The sequence below is a fragment of the Streptomyces sp. NPDC002232 genome (assembly GCF_042890295.1).
GTDB lineage: Bacteria > Actinomycetota > Actinomycetes > Streptomycetales > Streptomycetaceae > Streptomyces.
Map to the genome: position 1 here is coordinate 571781 of NZ_JBIARV010000006.1, position 12244 is coordinate 584024.

At 72.3% G+C, this 12244-nt stretch carries 10 protein-coding genes; 4 read left to right on the forward strand and 6 right to left on the reverse strand.

Annotated elements, in window-relative coordinates; all coding sequences use genetic code 11:
• The first annotated feature begins 20 nt into the window (after positions 1-20).
• Complete coding sequence (locus tag ACFYXU_RS30790; RefSeq protein ID WP_389460965.1) at positions 21-2444, forward strand: M28 family peptidase; 2424 nt, start codon at positions 21-23, stop codon at positions 2442-2444.
• Between the two features lie 115 nt (positions 2445-2559).
• Here the strand turns inward: ACFYXU_RS30790 and ACFYXU_RS30795 are convergent, their stop codons facing one another.
• The 6 genes from ACFYXU_RS30795 to ACFYXU_RS30820 all read right to left on the reverse strand — a co-directional run bounded on the left by ACFYXU_RS30795 (position 2560) and on the right by ACFYXU_RS30820 (position 9170).
• Entirely contained in the window at positions 2560-4137 is a 1578-nt protein-coding gene (locus ACFYXU_RS30795; protein ID WP_389460967.1) for an aldehyde dehydrogenase family protein, read from the reverse strand.
• Positions 4138-4216: 79 nt separating this feature from the next.
• On the reverse strand, positions 4217-4669 hold the full coding sequence (locus tag ACFYXU_RS30800; protein WP_389460969.1) for a hypothetical protein: 453 nt from the start codon (positions 4667-4669) through the stop codon (positions 4217-4219).
• Between the two features lie 40 nt (positions 4670-4709).
• Positions 4710-5252, reverse strand: coding sequence for an RNA 2'-phosphotransferase (locus ACFYXU_RS30805; protein ID WP_361397292.1), 543 nt, complete (start codon positions 5250-5252; stop codon positions 4710-4712).
• A 100-nt stretch (positions 5253-5352) separates the two neighbouring features.
• Complete coding sequence (locus ACFYXU_RS30810; RefSeq protein ID WP_389460971.1) at positions 5353-6318, reverse strand: MerR family transcriptional regulator; 966 nt, start codon at positions 6316-6318, stop codon at positions 5353-5355.
• A 204-nt stretch (positions 6319-6522) separates the two neighbouring features.
• Positions 6523-8325, reverse strand: coding sequence for an SDR family oxidoreductase (locus ACFYXU_RS30815; RefSeq protein WP_389460973.1), 1803 nt, complete (start codon positions 8323-8325; stop codon positions 6523-6525).
• Positions 8325-9170 (reverse strand): M24 family metallopeptidase, encoded by an 846-nt coding sequence (locus ACFYXU_RS30820; RefSeq protein ID WP_389460975.1) that lies wholly within the window; start codon positions 9168-9170, stop codon positions 8325-8327. The genes ACFYXU_RS30815 and ACFYXU_RS30820 overlap by 1 nt, the downstream gene beginning before the upstream one ends.
• Positions 9171-9433: 263 nt before the next feature.
• Here ACFYXU_RS30820 and ACFYXU_RS30825 point away from each other — a divergent pair, with 263 nt between their 5' ends.
• From ACFYXU_RS30825 to ACFYXU_RS30835, 3 genes are read left to right on the forward strand one after another with little or no spacing between them, the layout of a single operon-like run.
• On the forward strand, positions 9434-10390 hold the full coding sequence (locus ACFYXU_RS30825; protein ID WP_329856314.1) for an ABC transporter ATP-binding protein: 957 nt from the start codon (positions 9434-9436) through the stop codon (positions 10388-10390).
• On the forward strand, positions 10387-11277 hold the full coding sequence (locus tag ACFYXU_RS30830; RefSeq protein WP_361397281.1) for an ABC transporter permease: 891 nt from the start codon (positions 10387-10389) through the stop codon (positions 11275-11277). Before ACFYXU_RS30825 ends, ACFYXU_RS30830 begins: the two co-directional genes overlap by 4 nt.
• A 49-nt stretch (positions 11278-11326) precedes the next feature.
• Positions 11327-12238 carry an ABC transporter ATP-binding protein gene (locus ACFYXU_RS30835; RefSeq protein ID WP_329856120.1) on the forward strand — a complete coding sequence of 304 codons (912 nt, stop codon included), beginning with the start codon at positions 11327-11329 and terminating at the stop codon, positions 12236-12238.
• The last annotated feature ends 6 nt before the right edge of the window (positions 12239-12244 follow it).

The following is a 12244-nucleotide window of genomic DNA, read 5'->3' on the forward strand; positions in this document are numbered from 1 at the left end:
CTAGGGAAGAGGGCTCTGCGATGAGCATGCTGAAGTCCCGGCCGGACACGGCCGGCGAGCCCCCGTCGGGGGACCCGGGGACCTCCGGGACCGACGCCCCGGCTCCGGCCGACGGCCTGTCCGGTGGCGGTTCGGGCGGTGCGGCCGACGGGCGTTCGGGCGGTGCGGCCGGTGGGCGGTCGGGCGCTGGGTCCGGTGCCGGCTCCGGCGGGCCGGCCGCTGCCCGGCGGTTCGCCGGGACCTGGGCCGTCCTCGTGACGCTCCTGGCCGTCTCCTTCTCGCTGGCGTACGGGGCCACCCGTCCCGCACCCGACGGGGAGGAGGGGCGGGGCGCGCTGGCCACGGCCCAGCGCCTCGAGGACCTCGGCACGCACGTCGCCGCGAGCCCGCAGCTCGCGCAGGGGCTCGACCTCGTCTCCCGCGAGCTGAAGGCGATTCCGGGCCTGGAGGTGGAGCGGCAGCGCGCCACCGGCTCGTACCGCTTCCACGACCGTGCCGTCGACTACGCCGTCGAGAACGTGATCGCCCGGCAGCCCGGGGACAGCAAGGACACCCTCCTGGTGAACGTCCACGTCGACTCGGCGATGGAGGGCCCCGGTTCCGCCGACGACGGCGTCAACGTCGGCGCGGTGATCCAGGCCGCCCGCCGGCTGGCCGGCGAGGACCACCACCGCACGGTCGTCTACCTCTTCAACGGCGGCGAGGAGGTCGGCCTCACCGGAGCCGACGCCTTCACCCGGCACCCGTGGGCGAAGGACGTCCGCTGGTTCCTGAACCTGGAGGCCGTCGGCTCGGGCGGCCTGCCCATCCTGTTCCAGGCGGGCGAGGACGACGGCCGTCTGATCGAGCTCGCGGGGAACACCGCGCGGCCGTACGGTTCGGTCCTCGGCCAGTGGCTGTTCCAGGCGGGCCTCATCAACTCGGACACCGACGCCCGGGTGTGGCGCGCCCAGGGCTGGTCGGGCCTCGACTACGCCCTCTTCGAGGACGGCTACCAGTACCACACGCCGAACGACCGGGTCGCCGCGATCGGGGACGGTTCCGCGCAGGCGGTCACCGACCTGACCGTCCGGTTCGCCTCCGACGTCACCGGGTCCGCAGCCCCGGCCGGCCGGAAGCCCGCCCCGTACTACTTCGACGTCCTGTCGCGCTGGTGGGTCACCCTGGACCCGCTGCTCGTGAAGACCGGCACCCTCGCCCTGCTCCTCGCGATGGCGGCGGCGACCTGGCGGGCCCGCACGGTCTGGGGCCTGCGTCCCGGCCGGGTGGCGGCCACCGCCGGGGCCGCCCTCCTCGGCCTGCCGGCGGCCGTGCTCACGGGCCTCCTGGTGGGCGGTGCCCAGTCCCTGATCGGCCCGCACGCCTGGTACGCGCACCCCTGGCTGATGTACCTGGTGCCGCTGCCCCTCACCGTCCTCGGGGCGCTCGCCCCGCAGCTGCTCCTGGAGCGCCGGCGCCGCCGCCGGGCCCCGGACGGTGCCGGGCGGCCGGACGCCCGCACCGCCCTGCTCGGCAACGCCTGGGCGGTCGGAGTGCTCGGCGTGCTCACCGCCTGGCTCGGCGTCGGACCCGGCTATCTGCTGTGGATCGGCTCCGCCCTGTCCGTGCTGTCCATCGGCGGCCTCCTGGTGCTGCCGGGCCGCTGGCGCGCGGTGCCGCCGCTCGTGGCCGCGTTCGTGTCGTTCGTGCTGATCGCCCAGTTCACCCAGAACCTGTTCGAGCTGGCCGTCCCGATGATGGGCCGGATGCCGACCGCCATCCCCATGGACGCGGCGCTCGCCGTGGCGTGCGTCCTGGTCGCCGTCCCGCTGGCGCTGGTCCTGGCGCCGTTCGCCGCCCACGCCGGCCGTCCGCCGCGCCGGTCCGGCCTCGCCGTGCTCGCGTACACCGCCTGCGCGCTCCTGGTCGTCGGGCTCGTCCAGCCGTACGACCGCGCTCACCCGAAGCTGGTCAGCGCGTTCCAGGAGCAGACCGACGGCAAGGACCCGCGGATCATGCTCGAAGGGCGCGACTACCTCACGCCCGACAGCATCGGGGTCGTCGACGGGGTCGCCCGCGACACGGGTCTGCGGATCCGCGACGGCGGGCTCATCGCACGGAAGGTGTCCGTACCCGAGGGGAAGGTCTCCGTCGACACCGCCGGTGCGACCGCGCCCGTCCGGATCGCGATCGGCGCGAACCGCGCGGAGCTGATCCGGGTCACGGTGAAGGGCCCCGGGCTCTCCCTCGGCGGCCGGCCCTTCGAGAGCGAGGAGGCGGTGATCGACGTCGTCGGCCGCTTCGACGGCCACACCCTGACCGTCGACCGCAAGGGTCCCGTCGAGATCCAGGTCGACCAGGTCTTCCTGAAGACCGGCGAGGACGCCGAGCGTGCCCTGGCGGCGCTGCCGGACTGGACGGTGGGCCACGCGAGGACCGTCGTCACGCACACGTACACGTCCTGAACGAGCTCCAGGGGTCCGGGGCCGGGCGGTGTTTCACGTGAAACACCGAGCGAGCTCCAGGAGTGCGGGGCCGGGCACTGTTTCACGTGAAACAGCGCCCGGCCCCTTCCGTGTGTCAGACGCCCTCGGTCCAGTCGGTCGGCAGGCGGTAGTCGAGGTCGGCCTCGACGGTCGCCACGTCCATCTGGGCCTTCTGGAGCGAACCGGAGAAGTCCCAGTTCATCGACTGCCAGCGGGTGAACTGGTCGAGGACCCAGATGCCGGACTGACGGCTGCCGTTGCCGGACTTGCCGTTGCCGCCGAACGGGAGGTGGGCCTCGGCGCCCGAGGTGGAGTTGTTGACGCTGACCATGCCCGCGCCGATGCCCTGCCGGAAGCGGAACACGGTGGCCGGGTCGCTCGTCCAGACGGCGGCGGAGAGGCCGTAGCCGGGGGTGTTGGCGAGCTCGATCGCCTCGTCGAGCGTCCGGTACGTGGTCACGCCGACGACCGGCCCGAAGGTCTCCTCCAGGAAGATCCGGTCCGTCGGGCGGACCCCGTCCACGAGCACCGGGTGGTAGTACAGGCCGTCCGAGGCGTCGCCGACGAAGCCCTCGCGGGGCGACTCGGCGGTGATCCGGCCGATCGCGCTCGAACCGAGCACCGTGTGGTGCTCCTCGATCCAGCTCAGCGCCTCCTCGTAGGAGCGCGCGAACTTCTCGTCGAGCAGCGGGCCGTAGACGACGCCCTCGGCCGGCTCGCCCACCGCCGCGGCCCGCACCGCCTCGTCGAACTTGCGGACGAACTCGTCGTGCACGTCCTCGTGCGCGATGACCGTGCCCAGCGAGGTGCAGCGCTGGCCCGCCGTGCCGTAGCCGGAGAACAGCGCGGCCTGCACGGCCAGGTCCAGGTCCGCGTCGGGCGCGAGGACCATCGGGTTCTTGCCGCCCAGCTCCAGGCACGGGGTCTGGAGGTGGCGGCCGCACAGCTCGCCGATCCTGCGGCCGACCTGCGTCGAGCCGGTGAAGCCGACCTTGTCGACCAGGCCGCGGCCCAGGGCGGCGTCCAGGCCCTCGAAGGTGGTCTCGCCGTCCGCGTAGACCAGGTTCAGCACGCCGGCCGGGACGCCCGCCCGCCAGGCGAGCTCGGCGAGGGCGCGTGCGGTGGCGGCCGCGTACTCGGCGGGCTTCCACACCACCGCGTTGCCGCACAGCAGCGCCGGGGCGATGTACCAGGACGGCACCGCCACCGGGAAGTTGCCCGCCGTCACGATCACGGACACGCCGACCGGCATCCGGAAGGTGAAGAGCTGCTTGTCGGACATCTCGGAGGGGACGGTCTGCCCGTACAGGCGGCGGCCCTCGCCGAGGAAGAAGTCGCAGGTGTCGATGATCTCCTGGACCTCGCCCAGCGCCTCGGCGTACGTCTTGCCCACCTCGCGGGTGACGAGGCGCGCCAGGCTCTCCTTGTTGGCCTGGACGAGACGCCCGAAGGCGCCCACGACCTGGCCGCGCACGGGGGCCGGGACCCGCGCCCACGCGCGCTGGGCCTCCCGGGCCGCCGCACAGGCGTCCTGGAACGTCTCCGAGTCGGCCAGCCGGACCTCGGCGACGACATCGCTCAGGCGCGCGGGGTTGAGGGAGGCGTAGGTGTCACCGCCGCCGGGGACCTCCTTGCCGTCGATCACCGAGTTCAGCGCAGTCGGAGCCACCACTTGGAATTCCTCTCACCATGTCGGATGCGGTGGGTCAGAGTAGCCGCTGACCTGCGCAAGCGGGTCGGGTCGAGGGGGATCAGCGGACCGCCCTGTTCATCCAGGGGGTGAGCGAGGCGCCGGTCAACAGTTCCTTGTATGTCACGTCGCCGGGGACCGGGACGACGAGCCACCAGCCGGGCGGGAAGAACCGGCTCTTCACATGGGCGAGTCCGCCGTGGACGGAGCGCAGGAAGGCGGGCACGGCGTCGCGGGGGACGTCCGCGAACTCGATCCCGTCCACCGTGATCCGGGCGTCGTCCTCGGGGTAGACCTGGACGGTGACCGAGGGGGAGCCGCCCAGCTCGACGTAGGCCTCGTGCGGCAGGGATCCGTCCGGGTCGAGGACGGCGAACGCCCCGGAGGAGGTGCGCCGGGACGTCTGGTCCGCGCCGATGGAGTCGTCGACCGTCATCTCCAGGTGGAACTCCCGGGCGATCTCGCGGATCGCGGTGACGGCGGCTTCGGTGGTGGGCAGGTGCGGGTGAGCCATGGGAGCGATCATGCCGCACGGCCCGTGGGGCCCGTCCGGCTCAGGAGGGGAAGCGGAGGAACTCCGGCGGGACGGCGTCGGTCAGCCAGACCCCGTTGGCGCTGACGTGGAAGACGTGCCCGGCCCGCCGCATCGCTCCGGCGTCGACGCTCAGCACGACGGGCCGTCCCCGGCGCGCGCCGACCCGGGTCGCCGTCTCCCGGTCGGGGGAGAGGTGGACGTGGTGGCGGGCCATGGGCCGCAGTCCCTCGGCCCGGATCGCGGAGAGCCGGTCCCCGACCGTGCCGTGGTAGAGGTATGCGGGCGGTTCGGCGGCCGGCAGGTCGAGGTCGACCGTGACGGTGTGGCCCTGGCTCGCGCGGATGCGGGTGCCCTCGACCGCGAAGCGCTTCTTGTCGTTGGTCGCGACGACGTGGTCCAGCTCGGCGCGGGTGATCCGGAAGCCGTGCTCGGCGGCGGCCCGGAGCAGGTCGTCGATCTCGGTCCAGCCGTGCGCGTCGAGGACGAGCCCGATGCGCTCGGGCTGGTGGCGCAGATGCCGGGAGAGGTACTTCGACACCTTCACGGTGCGTCGCTCATCCATCTCGATTTTTTCCCCGTTCAGGTTTGATCCACAAGCAAGTGGAGTTATCCACAAGCGAATTGAAGATTCTGTGGACAACGAACCTGTCGAGTCAAGGCATTTAATCAACTTCTCTTTCTTTGTGCCGCTTTGCGGTAAGTGCATCCAATGTCCTTTTGTTGAGCTCCCGTTCCGTGGCCGCCGCGATGAAGGCCTCGATGCCCTCCGCGCCGACAAGACCCTGAACGGCCCGTACCGTCCCGGCCGGTAGGGACACGGGGCGCGGCTGGTCGTCCCTCGCCTCGGGCGGCTCCGGCGACAGATGGAGCTGGAGGTGACGGGTCGCCAGCAAGCGCATGGCGCGAGCCAGTTCGGCGTCCACCGTCTGCTGGGCGAGCGGCCTCAGGCGCCGCACCATCGTCGCCGCCTCGTGCGCGTCCGCATCCGTCGGCGGCCGGTGCTCCAGGTAGCGCGCGAAGACGTGCTCCGTCGTGAACTCCAGGAAACGGGAGGCGATGTGCTCCACCTGATCCCGAAGCTCCTTCAGGTGCCCCGTGATTGCCACGAGCGGCACGCCCGCCGCGTACAACTCGGCCGCCACCGCCAGCTCTTGCGGACTCGGCACGAGGTACTCCTCACCCCGGCCCTCCCGGCCCGGCAGCCGCTCCAGCACGCCGAGCTCGACGGCCTCCCGGATCGCCTCCTCGTCCGGCGTGCCCCCGAAGCGGGCGTCCAGCTCCGCGCGGGAGATCCGGTCCGCCTCCTCGTCCGTCCACGGCCCGTGGACCTCCGCGACGAGGCCCAGCACCCCGCCGAGTCCCCGGCCCGTGTCCCAGGCCTCCAGGAGCTCCTTGATCGACGCCAGGGTGTAGCCCCGGTCGAGGAGGTCGGCGATCTGCCGGAGCCGCGCGAGGTGCGCGTCCCCGTACACGTTCGACCTGCCCCGCCGCTCGGGGCGGGGCAGCAGCCCGCGGTCCTGGTAGGCACGGATCGTCCGGACCGTGGCCCCGCTGTGATGGGCGAGATCCTCGATCCGGTACTCCGGCTGTGCTGACTGCTCGGACAAACCCGCTCCCACCGACCGCATGCTTCCACCCCGCAGCCGCGGGGCCCCTCCTGGGAGGGATCGTACGACCGCCGGTCCTGCCCCCGCCCGGGGCCCGGTCCCGCCCGGGGCCCGACGGCCCTGGGCTCAACGGCCCGGGCCCGACCGCCCGGGGCCGGACCGCCCGGGGTTCGGGGCCGACCGCCCGGGCCCGAACGACCACCCGGGCCCCCGCCCCCTCCCCGCCTACGCCGGCGGCTGCCAGCGCGCCAGGGCCCGCAGGGCGCCCGGGCTCAGCCGGGACAGGACGTGGGCACCCCGCGCCTCCGGAGTGACCGGCACGACGGCACGGTCGTGCAGCACCGCTCCCAGGATCGCGTCCGCGACCTTCTCCGGCGGGTAGTTCCGCAGCCCGTACAGCCGGGAGGCCTTCCGCTGCCTCCGCTTCTCCTCCGCCGCGTCCGTGACGCCGGCGAACCGCGCGGTCGCCGTGATGTTGGTGTTGACGATGCCGGGGCATATCGCCGACACCCCGATGCCCTGGTCGGCCAGTTCGGCGCGGAGGCACTCGCTGAGCATCAGCACCGCCGCCTTCGAGGTGCTGTAGGCGGGCAGGGCCCGGGAGGGCTGGAAGGCCGCCGCCGAGGCGGTGTTGACGATGTGGCCGCCCTGGCCGCGCGCGGTCATCTGGGCCCCGAAGAACCGGCAACCGTGGATGACGCCCCACAGGTTGACGTCCAGGACCCGCTTCCACTCCTCCGCCGAGGTCTCGAAGAACGACCCGGTCAGGCCGATGCCCGCGTTGTTCACCAGGACGTCCACGACCCCGTACTCGCTCGCCACCCGGGCGGCCAGCTTCTCCATCTCCTGCTCGTCGGAGACGTCGGCCGCCTCGCCCCAGGCCTCCGGGGCGCCGATCAGGCGGGCCATCTCGGCCGTGCGGGCCGCGCCCTCGGCGTCCCGGTCCACGGCCACGACCCGGGCGCCCGCCTCGGCGAACGCGAAGGCGGTGGCCCGGCCGATGCCGCTCGCCGCCCCCGTGACCAGGACGAGCTGGCCGCCGAACCGCTGCGCGTACTCCGGCTTCACGCCGCCCTTCGCGGCCGTCGCGGCGACCGGCTTCGGGGCCCTGCTCGCCGGGTCCTCGTTGGCCCGGACGAAATCCGCGATCCACGCGGACAGCTGGTCCGGCCGGGTGCGCGGCACCCAGTGCTTGGCGGGCAGGGTGCGCCGGGTCAGGTCCGGCACCCAGGAGCCCAGGTCGTCGTAGAGCCGCTCGGAGAGGAAGGCGTCACCGGTCGGCGTGATCAGTTGCACGGGCGCGTGCGCGTACGCGTCGGGGCGCGGCCTGCCGAGGCGGGCCCGGACGTTGTCCCGGTAGAGCCAGGCGCCGTGCGCCGCGTCGCTCGGCAGCGAGGGGGTCGGGTAGTCCCCGGCCGGCACCTTCTCCATCCGCTCCAGGAGCTTCGGCCAGCGCTTGCCGAGCGGACCCCGCCAGGCGAGCTCGGGCAGCACGGGCGTGTGCAGCATGTACACGTACCAGGACTTGGCGCCCTGGCCGAGGAGCTGGCCGACCCGGCGCGGGGTGGGCCGGGTCATCCGCGTCTTGATCCAGTGCCCGAAGTGGTCGAGCGAGGGCCCTGACATCGAGGTGAAGGACGCGATCCGGCCCTCGGTGCGGGGCACGGTGGCGAACTCCCAGGACTGCACGGAACCCCAGTCGTGGCCGACGAGGTGCACCGGCCGGTCCGGGCTGACGGCGTCGGCGACCGCCAGGAAGTCGTCCGTCAGCTTCTCCAGGGTGAAGCCGCCGCGCAGCGGTGCCGGCGCCGTCGACCGTCCGTGGCCCCGGACGTCGTACAGCACCACGTGGAAGTCCTCGGCCAGGCGGGCCGCGACCTCCGACCACACCTCCTTGGAGTCCGGATACCCGTGCACCAGAAGGACGGTCGGCCGGTCCGCGTCGCCGAGCTCGGCGACGCACAGCTCGATCCCGCCCGTCCGGACCCAGCGCTCCCGCGCCCCCTCAAGGCCGGCGATTGCCGTCATCAGACCGCTCCCTCGTTCCAGCGCCGCACGTGCGGCAGATCGTCGTCCAGCCAGAAAGCACTCTGCTCGGGGTCCCGGGAGTCGGTGACGACCAGGATCTCCTCGAACTTGGCGCCCGTCCCCCGGAATCCGAGGTGGGGCTCGACCGCCCAGAGCCCGGGCCTGGGCGGGTGGTCGGAAAACCTGTACGGCGACCAGAGCGGTGACCAGCCGTCCCGGTGGCCGTGCACGGCGTCGCTCGCGAGGCCCTTGAGCGACTGGGTGCCGAAGCCGAAGAGCGTCGGTGTCCAGCGGCGCTCCCGCACCCGGTCGATCTTGTGGGCGATGACGCCGAAGGGATAGGCGCGGTGCCGGTTCGCGTACCCCTGGCGGACCATGAGCCGGTCCACGTCCTCGTATATCTCGCGCAGCGTGCGGCGCTCGCGCACCTCGCGCAGGATCAGCTCGCGGTGGGCCTCCAGGTCGGCGAGCAGCTTGTCGTGCAGCGGATTGAGGCCCAGGCAGCCGCTGTAGCCGATGTCCGCCGTGTAGCCCCGGTGGACCGGCGCCATGTCGAGGATGAACGGCATCCCCGCCTCCAGGCGCCGGTTCGTGGGGAAGAACTGCAGCGGGATCCGGAAGTCCACGAAGGCCGTGCGGTCCCCGAACCAGGCGAAGGGCCGGTGGAACCAGTCCCGCACGCCCCGCTCGTGCAGCCACTCCCGCTGCATCCGGGCGGCCTCGCGCTCCGTCACGCCCGGCCTGAGCTGAGCCGCGACGGCCTCCGCGCACGCGTAGGAGAGCCGCTGGACTTCCCTGAACCCCCGCAGCTCCGCGGAGAGTTCCCCTGTCACTGCTGAGGCCATGCCACCCGCCGTCCCGTGTGAGCGCCCGACCGCGCTACGCGTCCGTAACTTGACACCGATGAATGTGACAATGCCCGGCGGCTGCGTCAAGGGGTCGGACGGCGGCCCTGTGGAAAAGTCCGCCGGAAAGACCGACCGAAGGCCTGGGGAAAAAGACTTTCGTCGCGACGCCCCTACGGGCTTGTACTCCTGTAGTCGGAGACGAATCGAGCCGTTGGGCTGACGACCGCTGTGGCGCGGACCACTACCGTCGAAACGTGACTGTGATCGCCACCGAAAGCCTCAGCAAGCGGTTCCCCCGGGTGACCGCTCTCGACCGGCTCTCCCTGGACATCGGGCCCGGTGTGACCGGACTGGTGGGTGCCAACGGAGCCGGCAAGTCCACGATGATCAAGATCCTCCTCGGGCTCTCGCCCGCCACGGAGGGCAGCGCCCGGGTCCTGGGCCTCGACGTGCGGACCCACGGCCCCGAGATCCGGGAGCGCGTCGGGTACATGCCCGAGCACGACTGCCTGCCGCCGGACGTCTCGGCGACCGAGTTCGTCGTCCACATGGCGCGGATGTCCGGGCTGCCCGCGACCGCCGCCCGCGAGCGGACCGCCGACACCCTGCGCCACGTCGGCCTGTACGAGGAGCGCTACCGCCCGATCGGCGGCTACTCGACGGGCATGAAGCAGCGGGTGAAGCTGGCGCAGGCGCTGGTCCACGACCCGCAGCTGGTCCTCCTCGACGAGCCGACCAACGGCCTCGACCCGGTCGGCCGCGACGAGATGCTCGGACTGATCCGCCGGGTCTGGACCGACTTCGGCATCTCCGTCCTCGTCACCTCCCACCTCCTCGGCGAGCTGGAGCGCACCTGCGACCACGTCGTCGTCGTCGACGGCGGCCGGCTGCTCCGCTCCAGCTCCACCAGCGACTTCACCCGCACCACCACGACCCTCGCGGTCGAGGTCACCGACTCCGACCTGCACCCCGACGGCACCGGCGCCCTCCGCGACGCCCTCGCCGCCGCCGGAGTGACCCTCCACGCGGGCGTGGAGGACGGCCTCCCGGGCGCCGGCCACATCCTGCTGATGGAGGCGGCGGGCGAGGAGACGTACGACCTCGTGCGGGACACCGTCGCCTCCCTCGGCCTCGGTCTGGTCCGCATGGAACAGCGCCGCCACCACATCGCCGAGGTCTTCAAGGCGACGGACCAGGAGGAGGTGCCGGCTCGATGAGCTCCCAGGCCCCCGACACGACCCAGATCCACAACATCGGCTACCGGTCCTACGACGGCCCCCGCCTCGGCCGGGCGTACGCGCGCAGGTCGCTGTTCTCGCAGTCGCTGCGCGGCGCCTACGGCCTGGGCCGCAGCGCCAAGTCCAAGGTCCTGCCGATGGTGCTCTTCGCGGTGATGTGCGTCCCGGCGCTGATCATCGTCGCGGTCGCGGTCGTCACCAAGCAGTCCAAGCTGGCGATCGAGTACACGCAGTACGCGCTCTACCTCCAGGTCGTCATCAGCATCTACCTGGCCTCGCAGGCGCCCCAGTCCGTCTCCCGCGACCTGCGCTTCCGGACGGTGCCGCTGTACTTCTCCCGCCCGATCGAGCGCGCGGACTACGTCCTCTCCAAGTTCGGCGCGATGGCCTCGGCGCTCTTCGTCCTCACCGCGGCCCCCCTGCTGATCCTCTGGATCGGCTCGCTCCTGGCCAAGATGGACTTCGTGGAGCAGACCAAGATGTTCGGTCAGGGACTCGTCTCGGTGGCCCTGCTCTCGCTGCTCTTCGGCGGCATCGGGCTCGTCATGGCGGCCCTCACCCCGCGGCGCGGCTTCGGCGTCGCCGCCGTGATCGCCGTCCTGACGATCTCGTACGGCGCCGTCTCCACCCTCATGGGCATCGCCTACGCCACGGACAACCAGGGCGCCATCCAGTGGCTCGGCCTGTTCTCGCCGATGACCCTCATCGACGGCGTGCAGACCGCCTTCCTCGGCGCGCCGACGGGCTTCCCCGACGGCGGGGGTCCCGGCGCCGGTGTCGGCGTCGTCTACCTCCTCGCCGTCCTCGCGCTCATCGCCGGCTCGTACGGCGTCCTGATGCGCCGCTACCGAAAGGTGGGGCTGTGACCGCCCTCCCGTCGCCCGCCACCACCCTTCTAAGGAACGGGCCGCGCCCATGAGCATCCTCAGCATCGATCACGTCTCCCGCTGGTTCGGAAACGTCGTGGCCGTGAACGACGTCACGATGACGGTGGGCCCGGGCGTCACCGGCCTCCTCGGCCCCAACGGCGCGGGGAAGTCCACCCTCATCAACATGATGGGCGGCTTCCTCGACCCCTCCACCGGCAGCGTCACCCTCGACGGCCGGAAGATCTGGGGGAACGAGTCGGTCTACCGCGAGATCGGCGTCGTCCCCGAGCGGGAGGCGATGTACGACTTCCTCTCCGGGCGCGAGTTCGTCCTGGCCAACGCCGAACTCCAGGGCCTCGGCGCCGAGGAGGCCCAGCGGGCCCTGGCCACCGTCGAGATGGAGTACGCGCAGGACCGCAAGATCTCCACGTACAGCAAGGGCATGCGGCAGCGCGTGAAGATGGCCTCGGCCCTCGTCCACGAGCCGTCCGTGCTCCTGCTCGACGAGCCGTTCAACGGCATGGACCCGCGCCAGCGCATGCAGTTGATGGACCTGCTGCGGCGGATGGGCGCGGACGGGCGGACGGTCCTGTTCTCCTCGCACATCCTGGAGGAGGTCGAGCAGCTCGCCTCCCACATCGAGGTGATCGTGGCCGGACGGCACGCGGCCTCCGGCGACTTCCGCAGGATCCGCCGGCTGATGACGGACCGGCCGCACCGCTACCTCGTCCGCTCCAGCGACGACCGGGCCCTCGCCGCCGCGCTGATCGCCGACCCGTCCACGGCCGGGATCGAGGTCGACCACGCCGAGGGCGGACTGCGCGTGCAGGCGGTGGACTTCGGACGGTTCACCGAGCTGCTGCCGCAGGTCGCGAAGGAGCGCGGGATCCGCCTCCTCACCGTCTCGCCGTCCGACGAGTCCCTCGAATCGGTCTTCTCGTACCTCGTAGCGGCCTGAAAGGAG